Source organism: Vibrio sp. Vb1026, assembly GCF_033338745.1.
Lineage (GTDB): Bacteria > Pseudomonadota > Gammaproteobacteria > Enterobacterales > Vibrionaceae > Vibrio > Vibrio alginolyticus.
Map to the genome: position 1 here is coordinate 12,739 of NZ_JAWOTH010000017.1, position 19,077 is coordinate 31,815.

General features: G+C 47.9%; 15 protein-coding genes. All 15 read left to right on the forward strand.

Annotated features, from left to right (window positions below):
* Positions 1-2: 2 nt before the first annotated feature.
* The 15 genes from R7E47_RS19705 to R7E47_RS19775 all read left to right on the forward strand — a co-directional run bounded on the left by R7E47_RS19705 (position 3) and on the right by R7E47_RS19775 (position 19,063).
* Complete coding sequence (locus tag R7E47_RS19705; protein WP_170894054.1) at positions 3-518, forward strand: hypothetical protein; 516 nt, start codon at positions 3-5, stop codon at positions 516-518.
* Positions 518-1,330: a hypothetical protein gene (locus tag R7E47_RS19710; RefSeq protein WP_206954285.1), complete on the forward strand. Its 813-nt coding sequence runs from the start codon at positions 518-520 to the stop codon at positions 1,328-1,330. The genes R7E47_RS19705 and R7E47_RS19710 overlap by 1 nt, the downstream gene beginning before the upstream one ends.
* Positions 1,317-1,484, forward strand: coding sequence for a hypothetical protein (locus tag R7E47_RS19715; protein WP_206954284.1), 168 nt, complete (start codon positions 1,317-1,319; stop codon positions 1,482-1,484). The genes R7E47_RS19710 and R7E47_RS19715 overlap by 14 nt, the downstream gene beginning before the upstream one ends.
* Positions 1,459-4,131 carry a hypothetical protein gene (locus R7E47_RS19720; protein ID WP_206954282.1) on the forward strand — a complete coding sequence of 891 codons (2,673 nt, stop codon included), beginning with the start codon at positions 1,459-1,461 and terminating at the stop codon, positions 4,129-4,131. Before R7E47_RS19715 ends, R7E47_RS19720 begins: the two co-directional genes overlap by 26 nt.
* Before the next feature lie 3 nt (positions 4,132-4,134).
* Positions 4,135-4,482, forward strand: a complete 348-nt coding sequence (locus R7E47_RS19725; protein ID WP_033905435.1) for a hypothetical protein — start codon at positions 4,135-4,137, stop codon at positions 4,480-4,482.
* The gene (locus R7E47_RS19730) at positions 4,479-5,876 is read left to right on the forward strand and encodes a hypothetical protein (RefSeq protein WP_206954281.1); all 1,398 of its coding nucleotides are present in this window, start codon (positions 4,479-4,481) and stop codon (positions 5,874-5,876) included. Before R7E47_RS19725 ends, R7E47_RS19730 begins: the two co-directional genes overlap by 4 nt.
* A 115-nt stretch (positions 5,877-5,991) precedes the next feature.
* Positions 5,992-6,831: a hypothetical protein gene (locus tag R7E47_RS19735; protein ID WP_054579128.1), complete on the forward strand. Its 840-nt coding sequence runs from the start codon at positions 5,992-5,994 to the stop codon at positions 6,829-6,831.
* A gap of 56 nt (positions 6,832-6,887) precedes the next feature.
* Positions 6,888-7,349 (forward strand): hypothetical protein, encoded by a 462-nt coding sequence (locus R7E47_RS19740; protein ID WP_033905433.1) that lies wholly within the window; start codon positions 6,888-6,890, stop codon positions 7,347-7,349.
* Entirely contained in the window at positions 7,349-8,608 is a 1,260-nt protein-coding gene (locus R7E47_RS19745) for a hypothetical protein (protein ID WP_140203103.1), read from the forward strand. Before R7E47_RS19740 ends, R7E47_RS19745 begins: the two co-directional genes overlap by 1 nt.
* Before the next feature lie 71 nt (positions 8,609-8,679).
* Entirely contained in the window at positions 8,680-9,798 is a 1,119-nt protein-coding gene (locus R7E47_RS19750) for a hypothetical protein (RefSeq protein WP_206954279.1), read from the forward strand.
* Between the two features lie 94 nt (positions 9,799-9,892).
* Positions 9,893-12,520: a hypothetical protein gene (locus R7E47_RS19755; protein ID WP_206954377.1), complete on the forward strand. Its 2,628-nt coding sequence runs from the start codon at positions 9,893-9,895 to the stop codon at positions 12,518-12,520.
* 400 nt (positions 12,521-12,920) lie between these two features.
* Complete coding sequence (locus tag R7E47_RS19760) at positions 12,921-13,244, forward strand: hypothetical protein (protein ID WP_017634052.1); 324 nt, start codon at positions 12,921-12,923, stop codon at positions 13,242-13,244.
* A complete protein-coding gene (locus tag R7E47_RS19765; RefSeq protein WP_206954278.1) occupies positions 13,241-13,654 on the forward strand; it encodes a hypothetical protein in 414 nt (137 codons plus the stop codon). The genes R7E47_RS19760 and R7E47_RS19765 overlap by 4 nt, the downstream gene beginning before the upstream one ends.
* Positions 13,647-14,273 carry a hypothetical protein gene (locus R7E47_RS19770; protein ID WP_033905426.1) on the forward strand — a complete coding sequence of 209 codons (627 nt, stop codon included), beginning with the start codon at positions 13,647-13,649 and terminating at the stop codon, positions 14,271-14,273. Before R7E47_RS19765 ends, R7E47_RS19770 begins: the two co-directional genes overlap by 8 nt.
* Positions 14,270-19,063 (forward strand): hypothetical protein, encoded by a 4,794-nt coding sequence (locus R7E47_RS19775; protein WP_318085022.1) that lies wholly within the window; start codon positions 14,270-14,272, stop codon positions 19,061-19,063. Before R7E47_RS19770 ends, R7E47_RS19775 begins: the two co-directional genes overlap by 4 nt.
* Positions 19,064-19,077: the final 14 nt, after the last annotated feature.

Sequence of the window (19,077 nt, forward strand, 5' to 3'; positions counted from 1 at the left end):
CCATGAATCCATACATGCAGCTCGCCAAACGCTCGACCAATAACTTTATGAATAAGCCGTGGCTGCAAGGCTGGCAATGGGCGGTAGAAATCGACTCGCCGGACGCGCCAACGGACTTTGATATTTACGTAAAGGATATTGATTTTGGTGCTGGCTCTATCGATGCGGATTCATTCCAAGTCGGTTCAGGCTCTATTGCGCTGCCTACATACAGCAGTGTTGGCGAAATCACGCTAACGGTTCGTGATGACGAAAACCTGACTGTTTCTAAATGGTTTGAAAGCCGGATAAAGAAAGTCAGAAACCAAGACGGCACACTCAACATCCCCAAAGAGTACGTGTTCAAAATCAACATATTCACGCTCAATGAGGACGGCAAAAAGTCACTCTATAAGAGCTATCAAGTCTTTCCTACCAAGATTGGCAACGTGATGTTTTCACGCGAAAACGGCAACCAGATCCAGTCATTCCCGCTCATTCTCCAAAAATTTATGTCTGTAGGTAACAAGGTACTGTAATGCACATTCCATCATTTCCACTACCAAGTAACATTTCAGAAGTGATTGAGTTTCGAATCCCAACCGTGGAAGACGCTCTATTGTTCTGCGACCTCAACGAGTACCAAGAGGAAGCCAATACAACTCGCTATCTGAACCACATGCAAGACACCAGTAAGCGCCCTATGAGTGATAGCGGCCTATGGACTGGTGAAGATCGCCGCGCAGCATTGTGGTGGATTTTTATGTCCACCAGCGAGCTAGGCACTATTCCCTTTAGCTATGAGTGCGAGCACTGCAAAGAAACTCACTATCTCGATCTCAATATGGGCGAGCTAATGGAATCGGCCAAAGCGCTCAATGGATTGCCAAAACAAGAGATCACCTTAATCGTGAAAGGCAAGTCATACCTAGCGAACGTGAAACCACTAACCGGTTACGAAGCGGAGCAACTTGAGAACATTCGCAATGAGCGCGACCAGTACGAACCGGACAGCGCTGAATGGAAGCAACAAGCTAACCGCATGGCGCTCACTGAGCTAGCCTACTGCCTAACGTTCGAAGAACAACCCAAAGACCAAGACGATGCCCTAGTGTGGAAAATCGATCTATTGAAATCGATGTACCTCAACACGGAATTTCGTGTGGCCTTTGCCAAGGTTGAAAAGTGCCTACGCAATGCGCGTCACGGATTGCTCACCAAGTACGACGAGGGGCGTTACTACCTAGTCGCCACCATTCCGCAGTGCCAGAAAGTTATCGAGCAAGGAGGTGAAGCAACTCGAACGTTGCTCTTACCCTTTCGGCATAACGACTTCATTGCAACGTTTTGATTACGTTGGTTGGAACGTACTGATTGAGAACTTAACGATCTACGGTGGCCAGCCTATCGATGCGGTATTCAAAACACCTCAAACGATGGCCATAAGCCTAGATAAAGCGCTCCAAGACAAGGTGAAAAATGGACAGAAACCAACAAGAGGTTGATCTTTCACTGGTTGTTGATGCAGTGAAGCGAGCCAGTGACAAAGAGCTGACCGTGCTAGCTGAGATTAGTCGCAAACTCGATGGCAAGACTCTACCAACGAGCCAACAAAAGGCCGTCCTTGCAGTGGATACAAAGGGCATCGAAAAGGCGGTAACTAAGGGCGTTTCCAATGCCTCTCTTAACGTCTCTACTATTCCGAGCATTAATCCACAAAAAGGATTAAAACAGCAATCAAGCGGCACACCTAAACCAAGTGCAACCAAGACCAAGCGTACAGGTGAGATTGAGTTGTCATTTGCGCCTAGTCAGCCAGCAGAAACACAAGCCAAGCCGGACGCCAAAGCGATCGAGCAAAGCAGCTCTGTAAGTGGCGTAAAGTCGATTGCTGACACGCTGAAAAGCGAGGACGCGCGCGAGCCAGTAAAACAAGCGCCCGTTGTCGTGAATGTAGAAGCGCCAGAATCCAATTCTGAACGTTTGGATACCTCAATCCTTGATGATGTGCCAGAGAAGTTAGAAAAGGCTGTCTCTGACGCACTGGCAGAGTTTGAGGGCTATTGGGAAGACGCTAACGGCAAGCTTCGACGCTCCGATGGTCGCTATGCGAGTAAGCAAGAGCAATCGGCTTACAAGAACGCACAGCAAACCGCATTAGAGCGCCAAATTGAAAAGCAAACCGACACGGAAAAGGAAAGCCAGAACGTTTTTGCCAAGGTGGCCACCAGCCTTAAGCAACTGGCCATCAATAACGTGAAAGAGTTCCTACAGGAAGAAAACGACGCGACCGATGCGGCTGGCGCTGCGGCTGGTGGTTCGTTCTTCTACTCCGCTAAAGAGCTTTATCACTTAGGGCAAGACGCTAAAGAAGCATTGGATGATGTGACCGAAAAGGCCACCTCAACCAAGGACAAGCTAAAAGAATCGAAACTAGGCCGACTCTTTACCCGAGGCAAGCAAGCGCCAGAGGCAGACAGTCAGGCCGTCACAGCCATAGAGACAGTTAGCCATGAACAATTATCAGCGACAAAAGATTCGTTCGAGACAAGCCATTCAACGCAAATTACGTCTAGTGATCGACCTAGCCGTGATGGTGCTAGGGGTAACGTGCCTGTCAATCTTGTTGGGAGTGATTCTAGCCGGATAAGCACAGCTAGTGAGATCAAAAGCACCAAAGAACAGAGCTACCGAGCAAACATGCTTGAAGTGCTCCATGAATCGAGTGCTGATCGTGAACGCCAATTCGATGATGTACTAGATAAGCTCGACGATCTGATTTCGGCAACCAAAGCAGTGGCGAACGATGGCCAAGGTGGCCTATTAGACCTAGCTGGCGATATGTTTGAACGCCGCCGTGGTCGTAAAGCTGACGGTAAGCGTGGCCGAGTTAAATCGGTAATGTCAGGCATTGGCAGCAAAGCCTCAAACGTGGCCAACAAGGGCGTATCGATGGCGGGTGCCGCCTTTAAAGGTATGTCTAAAATCGGCTCTGTTGCTGGCAAGGCGATCCCTTTCCTTGCTCCGGCCTTAATGGCCTACGATGCGTTTAGCGGATTCGCTGACCAAGACAAACAAAAAGAGACGTTCAATCTCAAAGATGGCCAAGAAGCGACAACTGGCCAGAAGAGCTCAATGGCATTGGCAAACGCGCTCGATTTGGGTGGCCTAGTCAGTGGCGGTGCTGGTTTGCTTGGTTCGGCGCTTGGGGCGTTCGGCTTTGATGGCGCTAAGGAAGCGTTGACCTTTAATTCTGGCGATATGGCCAAAGGCATTTACAAGCTATTTGGCGGTGAGATTGAGGACGACAAAGAGGCTAAGGATTCTAAGGCTGAGAAAGCTCAACCGGAGAAAGAAGAACACCTTAAGAACGCCGAAGCCTACCACACGGCTAAAGCGTCCAATGACAGCCAAGCCATGCGCGAACTTGATGCGAAAAACTCAATTCAAGTGACCTCTCAAGAGGTATCGCAAAAGGCCAGCGAGCAAGGGATTAGCTACAAAGAAGCTTACTTAGCTGTAGAAAGAGAAAAACGTATTAGCCAGGACAAACGTGTGCAAGTGGCTAATGAAACAGGCATGGATATGTCCGGCATGGTCGAGCATCCCGAGCTTGGCCAAGTTTACTCGCCAGATAAGAAAGCTGAACAAGTGGCCGCCGTCGATGCGGAGATCAAACGCCGTAAAGAGGCTGAGGCCGTAGCCGCACTAACCAAGGCTGCAAACAACACGCAAACCAACAGCGTGACCACAGCCAGCCATGAATCATCCATCAATACCGAGCTAAGTAACCAGAAAACGGACACTCAATCCGTGGTGAAAGTGGACACCGAAAACACCTCGAATAAGACGGTTGCGACTCAATCATCCATTCAACGCAATGAGCGAGTTAGCGAGCTGCAAGCACAGGCAGCAATGAAAGACCTCAAAGAGAGCGGCAAGCCTCAAACCGTGGAACTTAGCAAACATTCACTGGATGCCATTGGGCGCGCGGTTAGCGGCAGTGATAACAACAAACCGACCACTATCTTTGCAGCGCCTAGCGGCAGCTCAAGCAAAGACAAGCCAGCGTCAGCCACTAAGGCTAGCGGCTCTATTCCTCTCAACTTTGATGACCGTTCGTTACAGCGTCAAAGCGCTGATATGGAGTAATAGATGAGCCAAGAAATTGATTACTTACTACGGGTCGATATTGACGGTGTAAAAGTAGCCGATGAGAAACACGCGATCGTTGCGCGCGTCTCTGAATGGCTCGATACACCTCAAGGCCAAGTTTGGGGCGCTCCAAAATGGGGCAACAGATTAGGGGCATACAAGCATGAACCAATAAACGAAACCACAGCAGCAGCTATCGAAAACTCAATCCTATTAACCCTCCCAATTGACGTGAAAGACGCGGTGGTTCAAGGCATTGCCGTAGAGCCAAGCGTGAACGGTATCGATGCCTACAAATTGACGATCGTTGTGAACGGTCAAACGTTGGAGAGAGGTATTACGTTTTGAGCAAGTTAGAAGAAGTCAAAAAGACCTTTAACGAGGCGATTGCTGGTTCAAGCTGGTGGTCACGTCATATTGGTTCGCAGTTCGTTGACTACCTTTGCTTATTTGTGGCCAAGATTGTTGAACGCATGGCAGCAATCAGTAGCCGTGCATTGCAAGAATCCTACCTAACGCTAGCCACTAAACGCACCTCCATTTTGGCGGGTGCTGAAACTGAGGGCTATGTAGGGCGAAAAGCAGCGCCATCGAAAGGCCGTGCGCTAGTGACCAATACCGGAACAAAGCGCGTTACCTTGCCGAAATACAGCCAATGCGTGGCTGACAATCAATTGCGCTATACGCTAATGGAAGCCATTGATCTTATGCCGCAAGAAAGCGCCGCAGTAGAGGTGCAACAGTTCGAAGTGTCCAAGATGACCTACACGGTCGATGAAGGAAAAAACTGGTTGGCCGTGGCGTTCCCTCAAGAGCTGACTAAGCGTATTCATAACATCATCGTGCGCGTGAACGGAGAAGAATGGACGCACGTCTTTAAGTTTCGTAATACGGACGGCAAATCCAAAGCCTACATGGAGTATTACAAGCCAACCGACCAGCTAGGCGTTCGTTTTGGTAACAACAATAACGGTCGCGCGCCAGCGACAGGTGATGTAATTGAGTTTGAGCTATGGCTGACTAATGGTGTGACTACGCTACTCGATGCGCAGCCTTTAGAGCTTATCGATATGGGGATTCAAAGCGCCTATAAAGACCAACTCTCAATCAAAACGTCCACCAGCATCATCGGCGGTGCAGAGCCGGAAGACATTGAATCAATCCGAAACAACGCCCTTTACTCGCCAATCTATGACGAGCAGATAGCGTGGGACTCGGATTACATGACCTTTGTTAAGCGCAATATTTCTGGTGTTACTTGGTTGTCGATTTGGGGTGAAGCGGAGCAGGAAAAACTCACAGGAACGCCGGACGTTCGCAACATCAATACGATCTTTATTTGTGCTTACTCTGCCGATAAAACCGACGAGATTTTGAATCAGGAAATCCAAGTTCTATTCGCTGGCCGAGAGGGCTATAACGAGCGCTATAAGCTGGTGGAGCGTAAGGACGTGCCATTTACCGTGACGGTCAAAGGAAAGCTTTACCCAAGTTCAAATCCAGAATGGGCGACAAAGGTACTGGCCGATGCGTTAGATGAGAAATTTGGCAAACAGACAAGTCGCAATGAGCGCATTACCAAAAACCAAATTTGGGATGTCATCCAAGAGCTCAACGTGACTTTGGGTATTAAAGAGTTTGAGGTCGAAGTTATTGGGATTCTTGACCGCATCCCGATTGATACTTACCACTATTTAGATGTGAATGCGTCAACCATTCAACTGAACTTCGATTACTCATAGAAGTTTTCGCACGGAGCAAGAAAGACACGGATGTTTTCGCATGCGAGAACTTTAAAACACAACATACTATATAGTTTTCGCATGCGAAAACTTTTACACCAACAAGGCGAAAAACATGGCATTTGGAGACTTCAGAAAATGGCTATCTGGCCAGCTAACCAAGGCGCGTCAAAAGGAAACCGCTTGGGTAGATTTAGCAAGCGCGATCGCAGAGTCAATTGAAACTCACGTAGAGTCATACATTGAAAAGCTTAAAGCGCGTTCTTCACTGTACGAAATGGACAAAGAATCGCTGCTAGAAGACATTAAAGAGCTGCGAAAAATCTTCCCACTAGGCGAAGTGGCCGATGAGGACTTGCCACACGTTGTGATGCAGCGTAAGGACGAAATTCACTTTAAAAAGACCATTTATCCACTTATCTCAACGCTCGCGCGTGAATTTAAAGGGTTACGTGTTAAGTGGGAACGAATCTACGCGCCAGTAGACCAAGAGCGATTTCCATACGGCACGTTCTTAGTTCCCGAGTCAGAGTTGGAGCTGCAAAACGGACTAAACCCGAGCGACTTTTTCCTGACCAGTCGCGGTGCTATTCGCATCCCTTTGAACGACATTGCAGGTGAGGACGGCATTACCGAGGAAGCCATTCGAGCATTCGAAGCGAAGATTAAGCGAGTGGTGCATCCTCTTATCCCATTACGAATTGTTTTAGATGGCCAATTGTATTCTATTGAATTTGAAGTCATGGATATGGTGGAAATACCTAACTATTCTGACCATGTTACGGTTGGAAAACAGACCACGACCGATATAGAATCAACACCGAGCTATAAACAGGATTTCGTTCAGACTGGAACGACGACACAGGAAGAACGCCCTGTTAGCCCTATGTATGGTACACCTAGAATGGATGCGATCCCCTTAGATGCGATCTCCATTGATAGACGGTACTATTAACCCTATTCCTATTCCCCGTCCCATTAAAGCGCCACGACTTATACGAGGTCGTAAAGGTGCTTACACAAAAAGTAGTCCTATCGCAGTGTGAACTGCTTAACCGTTATTACGACGAACGCGCCTTGTCGTCGTTGCCTACCAATGGTACTGAGCCTTATTTCCAATTTGGCGATCTTGAATGGGGTTTTGACCTTATCCAAGAAATTGAGGGCAAGCCTAGCTGCATGCCTATCCCACTGGATAAGACAACCGTTGAAAACGTGTTTTACCGTTCTAAGGCGAACTACGCCTATGTGAACGGCAATATCGTAATCACGGCAAACTTGCCAGCGGGTACGCTAGCAGAAGATGAACAATACCAGTTCTCTTGCGTCGGCGTGAAAGATGCGAGCGGCGGTCTAATTCTAGTGGCTGTCACTCAACCAGTTTGGATCTACTCTGACCGTGGTCTATCGATAGAAATCGTGATTAACACGGCTCGCACGGATAGCGCTCAATTGGCGCAGGTAGGTGCCTAATGAGTCGCCCAAACTTCGAAGAAACGATCATCATCCCGCCACTGCTAACGGACTGGCAAGCGCTACCGCTTATCACCGATACGCAGTACCTAGAACCACTGGCCAGTAACAGCCTAAACCGTAAGTTTTACGGCATCGTTCGCGCTGGTATTTTCCGTGGTTTTGAATGTGCTCCGGCTGGTGGAATGAAACTGCGTGTGAGCAGTGGTGAACAATTTGGCGTGGCGTTAGTTGAGCGCGACGACTATGTGTTAACCGTTCGACAACAACACGATGTTGATGTGGAGATTCCGGCTGGTGCCACTTCTTATGTGGTGCTCGAAGCGTTCTATAAGTTTGGCGTAAAGACAAAACAAGTCGATTTAGCGTCAGACATTGAAGCGTCCGAAATTAAGGTGCTTCCGCAGGAAGCGGTTGAAGAACATCATTTGATATTGTGTCGCGCTACCGTGCCAGATGGCGTTACCCAACTCAAAAGTGAACACCTTAACTTTGATGATCGTGAACAAGGCGGTTATGACCTACAAGGTCACGTTTCACATCCCGATCCACATAAGCAATATGCGATGCGCGCCGAAGCCAATGCGCACTACGCAGACCGTGAAAACCCGCACCATGTAACCAAAGCGCAAGTTGGCCTTAGCTTGGTAAACAACTGGGACGCAACCAGTCAGATAAACGTAGATAACGATCAGCTTTATGCCACTGCGAGAGCCATTAAGTTGGTTCACGACAAAGCTGCTGCTGCATACAACAAGTCGGTTGAACATTGGCCGTACATTGCGTCTGGTGGCGAAACAAAAATCGCATTGCCTTACGAAGTGCCGGAAGTAGATTCATTGTCTATCCAAGGTATCGTGCAGACCAAAGACAGTGCTTGGCAATTCTTGAAAGACACTAATGAGGTTGAAGTAGCCGAACCACTTGAAACGGGTGATGAAGTGGTGATTACTCTAGGTGTCCCATCACTAAGCTCAAGCTCTATCATTGCCGAGCTTCAAGAGCATATCGATAACCTTGAAGCCATCATAAACAGCGGTATCGCTGGCGCGCCTATGGAAGTATTCCATAGCCACTTCGCTAGTACGTCGAATACTTTCACTGTTCCACCAGTCTTTGAAGAACGCGCGATTAAGCTGGTGTTCCTACAGGGTGTGCAGCAATCAAGAGATATTGCTTACACCATCTCACCGGACGGTGATGTTATCCAGTTTGTTGACGAAATTGCAGCAGGAACGGAGATCACCTTGGTCGGCTAATCAGTTTTCAAATTCCCCTAGCCTTATTCCCCATAAATGCCCTTTTTACTAACAACGAAATTGGATTTTTTATGGCTACACAAAACAAATTAACTCGCATCAACCGTCTTGTTTCTGATCTTTCAGCGCAAGACGTTGGTGCATTACCAGCGGGCGCTCGCGCAACAGACTCATCAAAACTAGAGGGGAAAACCAAGGCACAAGTTGTCAGTGAAGCGCGCTCCAATCTTGTCCCAACTTCTCGCACTATCAATAACAAACCACTAACGGGCGATGTGACTCTGACTCACTCAGATGTGGGCGCAGCGCCAGCAAGCCACACGCACGACTACATCCCTAACAACAAGAAAGGCGTTGCAGAGGGTGTGGCTACACTAGATAGCACTGGTAAGATCCCACAAGGCCAATTGCCAGCTATCGCTATCAAAGAAACGTTCCCTGTCAAGTCAGAAGCGGAAATGCTTGCTCTTACAGCGCAAGAGGGTGATATGGCAATCCGTTCGGATCTGCGTAAATCATTCGTTCTTATGCGCCAACCAGCGAGCACACTAGCGAACTGGCAAGAACTATTAACACCGACTGACGCCGTTTCGTCGGTTAATGGTCAGCGCGGTAACGTAGTGCTTGAAGCGACTGACGTTGGCGCGGAACCAGCGTTTGAGAAAAAAACAGCATTCAACAAAAACTTCGGCACTAGCGCTAACACAGTGATGCAGGGTAACGACTCTCGCGTTGTGAATGCAGTGCCAAAGACTCGCACCATCAACGGTCACGCGCTAAGCGCAAACGTCGAGCTAACCGCAGAAGACGTGGGCGCACTAGACGCTGGCGCAACTGCCGTTAACGCAGCGAAGCTTGAGAACGCCACTAAATCGCAAATCATTTCACAAGCGCGTAGCGGTCTAGCAGCTAGCGGCGCGTCATACACCAAAGCGGAATCTGACGGTAAGTATGCCACCAAGGATAGTCTAGGCGCCTCAATCAAAGACGCGATCCGAACGGTGGATATTACTGTCGAATCTGCATCAACTACGGTGGCTCTGCCAGCGGGTACAGTCTCAGCAGTCCTTGTTCTAAGCGTTTGCGGCGTAATGCAGAACGCAGGTGTATGGAGTCTATCTGGTAACACAATCACGTTCGGTGAACAGCTACAAGCTGGCGACATCGTGACGGTTATCGGCTTCAAGTAAACATGACCTTTCCTTTCCTACTTCCCCATTAACGATGTGCTCCGGCGCTTTGTCGGAGTTGCTGGTCATTGAATTGAGAAAGGCATATTTCTGAATGGCATTAAAAAAATTGACTCAAGTTGGTGGTAGTCCAGCTCGAAAATTGCGTGAAGAAATCACAACAAAAGTGGATGAACACGCTAGCAATAAAACGAACCCGCACGGAGTCACAAAGGCACAAGTAGGCTTAGGTAACGTACCAAACTATCCGGCCACCAGCTCGGTAACAGATGCGTCCAACAGCAAACTTGCGACCGCTGGTGCTGTTAAACAGGCATACGACAAAGGCATCGAGGGTTTAAATCGCGGTAACGCAGCTTATGACCGCGCAGAACAAGCAGAGACTAACGCAAATACCCACACTGACAACCGCATTAGTGCTTTGATTGGTGGTGCGCCAGCAGAAGCGCTCGATACAATCAAAGAGCTTGGTGACGCGCTCATGGATCAAGAAGATGCGGTAGCGGCCATTACAACCAACATTGCTCAACACAAATCAGACTACTCGAACCCACACAAGGTTACGAAAGCTCAAGTTGGTCTATCAAACGTGCCGAACTACGCATTCACAGCAGCGGTTAATGATGCTAGCGATGTGAAATTTGCGGCGGCAGGTGCCGTTAAGAAAGCGTATGACCTTGCAGCCTCAAAGATGACGCAAGCGCAAGCCGATGGCCGCTACCTAAAACTGTCAGGCGGTACATTGACTGGTGGCCTACTCATTGATGAGGGCAGTTCCAATGTTTCTCAATTGCACATAGGTCATGCAGGTAAGCGCTTTCATATTGAAACGAAAACCGATGGCACCTTTGAGGTTGTAGAAAGTGACGTTTCAAGTCGATTAAAGATCCGCAAAGGTGGTGAATCAACACTATACGGCTCCCTAAACGCTACAGAGTCGGTATCTTCGAATCGTAGTGTTGAAGTGCAAGGCACTCGCGCTGGTAATAACGTTCCATCGAGCGAGCAAGTTAAGCTGGACGGGTACGGGTTGATTGGTAATCGTCGGGCGGTTTACTTAACGAACGGTTCTAATTCGTCGGATGCTTACGTTCAAATCGCGGTGGGTGGTGCTCATAATGGAGGGGACGCCAAGTTAGACCTGACTCGATCAAAGCTTAGTTCCAGTGTCCCTATCGAAGTACAAGGGAATAAAGTCGTTACAGAGGCGTTTAACCGTACAGAGGTTGTGCGCACCTCTTTAGGTAGTGACAACTCTTGGTGTTTGGTTGCCAATGTAACGATGCCTCAATCAAGCTCTACTGCGGTTATTGAGTTCTTTGGTGGTGCTGGCTTTAACACTGACTTGCACTATCAGTCGTCACGACATCAAATGATTCTGCGAGCCAGTAACGGAAACCCTAAAGGTCTAAATGGTCAGGTTATTACAGACCATCCTAGCGGCTTACCATTTAGTGAGTTTGGTTGGGTAAACACTAGCGGTGACAATTACGCCATCTATGTAAAAACACGTAGTGCCTACAGTACGAACATTCTTATTCGATACATGTGTAGTCACACCATTACGCCATACGTTAGCAATAAGGGGGCAAGCCAGCCAGCGGGTATTGTCAAAGGGCGAATGGTCACTAGCTATACGTCTTACAATAAAGACTTAGGGGCAATTAACTCTGTTGATGGAAAGGGTTTAGAGCTTGATTACTCTACAAAGAAAACTTGGATTGGTTCTCGTAATTCATCTTGGTGCCACATGGAGACAGAGGCCACCAGCGGCTTTTACTCTTACTCCTCGTTCACCTTTGCTAAAGGGATTGATGTAATGCTCAATCAGAGCATTTCATTAGGTGGGCGAGCTGCATTTCGTAATACAGACGGCAACTGGCTTCGCATCAATGATTTAGGAAAGTTTACTTCTGGTATCTTTTTCGGTAGCTCACTGGTTCGTACTGATGGTGAGTTTACGGCGGGTTCTTGGACTGGTTCGAATGATGCCGTTCGTATGGATAATAGTTTTATGGATTCATCATGGGCGACGAATGGCCGTGCGGGATTCAGTATCAACTGTAAAGATAGTTCAAGTGCGCATTGGGCGTTAGCCTCTTACTATGATGGCACCAATATCCGTTCTGGTATTCAGATCCTATCTAACTCAGAGGGTCGGATGCGCTTCTACACTAACCGCCGCAGTAAGTATGTAGACATTAAGGACGGCAATGTATATGCAGGTTCGCCTCAGAGCTCGGCTGGTAACTCTCTCGCACGTAAAGACTACGTTGATAGTAAACTAGCGGGTGTTTCATCACGCGCTGGAGAGGTTGCCTTGGGCTGTAATGCGGGGCTAAGAGAGGGCAACCTTACGATAGATGGCATTACATGGGAGTTCAAGAATTGGATAGGATGCTTCCTCGATCCGTTTGATTTGATTAACTACAACGCTCCGGTTGCTGGTTTTGATGTTCGTGTTGAGGGGTATTACGAAATTGAATGGACTGCGATACGACGCCGCAATGCTTCAAACTCATCGACTGTGTACTCTGCAATCGCCAAAAGCAATAAAATTATAGCGGAGGCTCAAAGTGATTCCAACGACTTCGATGCCGTGCCAACGACTTGTCGATGGGTAGGAAAATTATACTACGGTGAGCTTATTCAATTCTTAGACAGAGGTGCATCCACGCCTATTCAGGGTTCGCATTTCTCGATCCGCTACATCAAGCCATAACCATCAACCAAAGGGACACGATGCTGTCCCTTTTTTTTGCAAAAGTTTTCGCATGCGAGAACTTTAAAACATGGCATCCCCTAAAGTTTTCGCATGCGAAAACATGGGCGCATATTGATGCGAAAACCAATATTTATATAATTTTCCTCGTCAAATATCGATTCGACTCGACTATCCTCATTGGAAGTTTTGTATGCGTTTCCGCGCAACAAAACGCTTGGATTAGCCTCTCACCAGCCTTTTGGGTGAGAGGCTTTTTTTATATAGGCTCTTGAAATCTAACTTTTTTCCGCAAAACAGCCCTATTTAATACCCATTCAAAAGTAAGTAACGCCCGTCTATTGAGCAAAAGCCACTATTCCGAATACACTCGCTAGGTAATATACTAAAGGGGGATTTAATGCCAGTGTCAGTTGTTGGTGAGAGCTTTGCGATTAGCGTACTGGCTCTATCTGTCCTCAGTGGTGTTGGGTCATATCTCCAAGGCATACGCGAGCAACGTCTAGCTGGTGGATTCCTTGATTTTTTAACCGAGCTAACGCTGGCGTTGGTGGTCGGTTTGATAGTCGCTTACTTGTGTGAAAGCGAGGGTGTGGAGGCTGGTTATACCAGCGCGCTTGTCCTCATTGCGTCGAACAACGGAGCAGACTCGATCAACTTTATCCGCAAGCTGGCTAGCCAAATGTTAGCGAGATTTTTTAATACCGGAGGGCAAGGCAAATGATGGAATTTGCAGTAATTGGCCTAGCCATTGCTGACCGATTTTTGCTTAAACGAAACGCAGTAAAAATACTGCATGCAAACCAGATGGACGATCCCGATGTGATTCGATTCGTTCTTGGTTATCAATCTCAGCGAGCCATAACGAGTGGGACTTTAACCTATTCGTTGCGCAGTAAAAAACGACCAAAAGCCGTCATTACTCGCACACGTAAGCTCGACTTTTCACACGCCGGACATAACAGCGAATACCTGACGTTCGAACGCAAGTTACTCGAACTCGAAGCGGGGGAAAAGCTGCATGGCGAGTGGATTCTGGACGTTAAGATTGAGCGCTCCTGTTCCCTAATCAATCCGCTGTACAAAATCTTTCCTACCTGTACGACATATTCAGAGGAATTTGAAATTGCGTAACAACAGTAAGTTTGCACTAGACCAGTCACATAACTATGTGGTGGTCGATTTTGACAACGTGACCGAACGCGGCCTTAAGAGTCTGATCACTGCGTTAAAACAAGCTGGTGCGACTGTTACAGACGTAGAAGCCTCGAACAAGAGAACGAGACGAGACGGCGAGACAGTTAAACGCGCCAAGTTATTCTTTGATAATGGCCAGTCAATGACGCTGTTTATTGGTGATGAGGGTGATATTTTCCAAATGACACTCAACAGCACTAAACAGCCTATCCCTAGCGTGAAGAACGAGCGCGAGCTTGCGCGTGAAATGGTTCGCCTAATGAAGCGCAACCAAAGCAAGTTTGACAAGCAAGTTGCACGTAAAGCGGCTAAAGCCGTTAAAGACACCTCAGACATTCAACCAGCTACACGTTCTATTGCTAAGCGACTTGAAGAAGCCAAAGCGGCTGAACAAGTCGCTCAGTCCAATTACACCAATGCCCTAGCCGCTCGGGATAGCGTTCGCACTAAGTTGGAAGAAGAACAACGCCGCATAGCAGATCTCGAAACTGCATTAGAGCAAGAGAAGCAAGAAACCAAAGAACTTGAAGCACAATTAGAGGCGGCAAAGTCATGATGTTTACCAGTCAAAATCAAATCAAGATTGTGGATCGCATCGACCATCTGGCCAAGAAACTCACGCCGGAGCAGATTGAAGCGGTGCTGCAAGGTAAAAACGCCGATCAAATCCTAGAGGCATTGTCACTTGAGGATTTGGAGAACACCTACTTGTATCAGTGCAAACCTGTGCCACAAATGATGTTAGAGGCGTTCAAATCGAAAGCCTCAAGGCTTCAATTTCGTGCTCAGCAATTCGGTAAGCACTTGGAACGTAAAACCCCTACTCTATCGGTAGAAGCCGTAGAAGTAGGCAAACCGCGCAAGTCTGGTGCGGTTGCTGTCCAAATGGTGAAAATCCCGTTTTCAGATGGCCAGAGCATTTCTATTGCGTTCCATGCGCCGGATAACGATCCGCTAAAAATCAATCCAGATGACACGTTAATCGCGTTCCGCTTTCTAATGAACTCGCGCGATATTACTCACGTAGTCGCGCCAAAGGGCAACATGGATTTATCCCTTAAGGAAGTGACCAACAAGCTAGCGCAGTTGCTTGAAAACAACAGCGAGAAATTTGTCGCTGCTAAGGCCAAGAAAGACGCTGACAAGAAAGCATTGGAAGAAGCGCAACAAAAGGCACAAGAACTTGATGAACAAGCTGCGCAACTAGGCGAAGAAGCTACCGACTTGGAACAAAAGCTCGATGAGCTGGCCAAGAAAGAGAAGCGCTTGGAAACTCAGATCGCTACGCAGAACGAAATCCAAGAAGAACTACGCAAACAGCTTGCTGCTATCAGGCCAGCAGCAAATACAGCAACGACAAATGTAAACGCTGGTGGTAGTTCGTCTCAAGTGTTCGAGCAATGGGACGCTTCATGGACTAAGCAAGAGAAACGCGACTTCATCATTAACCGTGCTTTCAATGGCGATCTTGATGCCTTTGTTAAGCAGCTAAGCCAAGAGTTTAAAGACTCATTAGAGTTTGCAGGTGCAGCAAATCAAAACGTTCCTAGCACTTATTCAGAGTCGTATATCAATGATGCGATTTATGACCTCGATAAAGGTGCTATGACGGTATCAGAGCTTGCCGAGGCTAAAGAATACATCCGTGATTCAATTGAAAACGATTTTCCTCAGTTGTCAGACGAAGAACGGGAACGAAAAGCAAATATCGAGCGCAAAGAATGGCTATTGGCTCTTATTGGTCGCAAGACCATTGCTAAGGGCTGGAAGATGGATAAAGGCGAAGATAGCGAGCCGTTTGTCTACTTCGAATCGCCTGACGCGAACGACGATGATAGCTTTGGCCAGTACATGATCCACGCGCGCGATAACCAAACCTTGGCTGTCACTTACGGCGAGGGTTCACCGCTTGCTGGTGGCGACGATCTACAAGGTTGGGAAGCTGCTAAATCACTTATTCTGGCTGACTACGATCGCGAATCTAAGTTGCTTCAAGATACCGATGACAGCAACGAAGAACCACAACCAATTGAGAACGACGAGCCAAACGCGAACGACCAAGACAAAGACGAAACCACGGATAACCTATTCTGGTATGGCCTACGTCTACGCCCTTATGGCTTGGGTACGACGCCGCCACAACATCAAGTGGTTAAGTACCTCGATCCAGAATCGGCTAAAGAGCAATTCGCTGACGCTGGTAATGGCATTCGCCACGGTGCGATCGCTTATGACCAAAAACTGCCACCAGAATTAGTAAGTAACTTTGACCTAGAGCCGCTATTTGGCATGGTTGAGGGCGACCTAGAAGAAGCGGAGCGCATCGCAACCGAAGCGCTAGACCAATGGGTTGAGGACAAAGGCGTTGATGAAATTCCTCAGTCTACGCTCGATACCCTAAAACAAGTGGGCTTCAAAGCAGCGTTCGCTAAGCAGCTACGCCAGCAACCAGAAATGAAGAACCGCAAGGAAAATCCAAACGCGTACAAGCTATGGAGCGCATCGATTGACCTTGTGACGCCGGACATGATTCAAGAGATTGCCGAAGACCTAATGCTGGTTCAAAGCGATGCTGAATTACAGCGCCAAGCAAAACACACGCAAGGCCGCATGCGCTTCCAAGAAGCAGCTCTATCCCAACTTAAGGATATGCAGTCAGTAAACCCAAGCGATCGCAAACGTCTTGTTATGCTAGCTGACCTAACGCTAGGTACTGGTAAAACACTAAAACGTGGCGAGAAAGTGGATGACCAAGCTAAGCGTATTTCAGAACAAGCGCACCTAGTGGAATCACTACAAGGTGAAACCCTAGCGTCACTGGAAGCGCAATTTAAGAACCGCAAAGAGATCACTGATTTCCTAACGGCTCATCGCATTCCATTTAACCGCCGTGCGAAACGCGCTGACCTACTGCAAGCTATCTTGAACTACCGTGACGGATTCTTTAGTGCAACGGCGAAAATGTTCGACCTACGCGCGCTACGTGGCGACCTATACGAGAAGTTTGAGAACGGCGAAGCGTTAGCACTGGATGACGTAGAAAAAGCGTTTAGCGCGACTACGGTTTACCATGAGGGAGACGTAGCTTACACCAAGGCAAAAGGTGAAACCGTCATTCCAGCAATGGCAGACCAAGGCGAGGACTACCAAAAAGTTGAGCGCTTCATTAAGGCGATTGATGACGGTATCTACCCTGACCTGTCCGAACTAAGTTCAGATGAGCTCTTTGCTCAGCACTATGCAATGGCAAGTGTTACCAACCAAGACATCCTGGCAATTCATGGTTTTAGATACTTGGATAACGATGAGCAGATCGACAATGAACAGATGGCGCGCGCTATCCATAACTCGGTCATGCCATTGTGGTACACAAAAGCTATCGAAGCGGAATACGAAAGCCGTGGCTTCCCTAGCCTTGCTGCGTTGCCTGACTTGAACCATAAAGGTCAATTCAAGGCGACACGCGAGAAACGCTACGCACCAGTTGGCACTATTGGCCAATCTGATTTTAGCGTTATCGATACGTACACAGGCAAGGTGCTAGAAACTGGCCTAGAGGGCGCAGCAGCGCAGCAAAAAGCGACTCAACTAAACGACCAAGCAGTGAAAGAAAGCACTATTGCAATCTTTAGCATGCTTAAGGACGGCAAAACGCTTGAGCAAATTGCAGAGACGGAATACAGCGCACCACTAGAGCCTGTCAGTCCGGCCATGTTCACCACAATCAACGGCTTTGAATCATTGTATTCAACGTTAGCCATTAACGGCTCGGGTTCGCTTCACTCGCGCCCAACACTACGCGAGAACGCCGACAAGCTACTAGCTAAGGTGGACGCTGACGGCAAGATTAACGATATTGCGCTAACCGAAGAACAAGAGAACCAAATGGAAAATACATTTGGCTACAGTTTCTTCTCAGCGAAGTCGAACAAGGGTAAAGAGCTACGCTTTATCGCTAACACCAATTCTCGCAGCTACCTAACGGTTGACGGTGCTAACAAACTGCTTGAGCTATTGGGTGCTAAGAACGCCGTAGAATCTGACACAGCAGATGAAGTGAGCAAGGGTGCATCCGAGGAAGAAAAACAACTTCTCGCACTAGACCCAACTCAATATTCATTTGGCTCAATCTATGAGAGCGAGGGCATTCGAGATACGGGTGAAATCGCTAAGCGAATCCGCGCCTTTATCGCTCAGCTTAAGAAAGCTGGCAAGATCAGTAATGACGTTAAAATCTCAGTACGCAAACCTCGCTACGGCACACTAGACCTAACGCTGACTGACTTGCCAAGAAACGTCATGCTCTACAATCCAGCTTACCTACAGTTCGAGATTGATAACCCTAACTCGCCAGCGCCACACGGTATGAGCCGTTATACCGAAGCAGTAGATCAGCTGATCGAGTTCGTTAACGCTTATGTAGGCCAATACGACTACAACAACAGCGACACGATGACCGATTACCACGATCGCAATTTCTTTGGTGGCCGCCTAACCGTGGACTTTGATTTTGGTAAAGAGCGCAAAGTGGTAGAGCTCGCGTCTCTAACTGAAATGCACCAGCAAGGCGAACAGGCAGAGGATGATGTATTAGACGTTACCTCATTCCGTGAAAGCCTAGATGAAGAAGAAGCGAAAGCGCTTGAGCAGCTAGAAGCCTTTACCAACCTAGAGCTAAAACTTGGTAAGCAGGAAGTGACTTTCCCAACAGGCCGAGTGAAGTCGATTAATGCGAAAGATGAGGACGGACTCACTTACAGCCTAGACGTTCTATTCGACATTCTAGCGACCGACTTAAGCGAAAAAGCGAAAGCTCAACTTGAGACGATTAAGGACTGGCAATCTGCGGATACCTACTACAACGAAAAAGGCGCATTGGTACAACCAAGTGTTGCGGCAGGTATCCACTCAGTAAATGGCTCAGTGCCAGCGAACGTGTACGCTCCGCTAATCGCCCGTTCATGGTTAAATGAAAGCCACGCTGACATTTATCCGATCGCTAAAGATGGCGAGTACAAGTTCGCGCTATACCAAGGCAACGACTTGATCGGTGAATTTGACGATACAGCGAAAATGGAAGCGCTATTAGTGAAAACGTTCAATCTAAGTAGTGAGGCGCCTCAATCTGAAACAGAGGGCAATAACGAAGAAATGGAACATGTAGAGAAACTAAAGGAAATCCGAGATTTCACTGGTGAACCTACGCCGGAATTGGTTGATGAGTTCCAAACCGCACTAGAACAGGCTTACGCCCACTTCGAAGCTAACGACCAAATAGCAGAGAACGAAGCGTTGATGGATGCCGCTCTAAGCAACATCACCAGCATGATCCAAGCGCAAATCTAATCACAACCAAGGCC

Coding starts and splice junctions, on each gene's coding strand:
- R7E47_RS19750 (WP_206954279.1), top strand. CDS start 8,680: ATGGCTACACAAAACAAATTAACTCGCATCAACCGTCTTGTTTCTGAT.
- R7E47_RS19775 (WP_318085022.1), top strand. CDS start 14,270: ATGATGTTTACCAGTCAAAATCAAATCAAGATTGTGGATCGCATCGAC.
- R7E47_RS19735 (WP_054579128.1), top strand. CDS start 5,992: ATGGCATTTGGAGACTTCAGAAAATGGCTATCTGGCCAGCTAACCAAG.
- R7E47_RS19755 (WP_206954377.1), top strand. CDS start 9,893: ATGGCATTAAAAAAATTGACTCAAGTTGGTGGTAGTCCAGCTCGAAAA.
- R7E47_RS19725 (WP_033905435.1), top strand. CDS start 4,135: ATGAGCCAAGAAATTGATTACTTACTACGGGTCGATATTGACGGTGTA.
- R7E47_RS19760 (WP_017634052.1), top strand. CDS start 12,921: ATGCCAGTGTCAGTTGTTGGTGAGAGCTTTGCGATTAGCGTACTGGCT.
- R7E47_RS19745 (WP_140203103.1), top strand. CDS start 7,349: ATGAGTCGCCCAAACTTCGAAGAAACGATCATCATCCCGCCACTGCTA.
- R7E47_RS19710 (WP_206954285.1), top strand. CDS start 518: ATGCACATTCCATCATTTCCACTACCAAGTAACATTTCAGAAGTGATT.
- R7E47_RS19720 (WP_206954282.1), top strand. CDS start 1,459: ATGGACAGAAACCAACAAGAGGTTGATCTTTCACTGGTTGTTGATGCA.
- R7E47_RS19765 (WP_206954278.1), top strand. CDS start 13,241: ATGATGGAATTTGCAGTAATTGGCCTAGCCATTGCTGACCGATTTTTG.
- R7E47_RS19705 (WP_170894054.1), top strand. CDS start 3: ATGAATCCATACATGCAGCTCGCCAAACGCTCGACCAATAACTTTATG.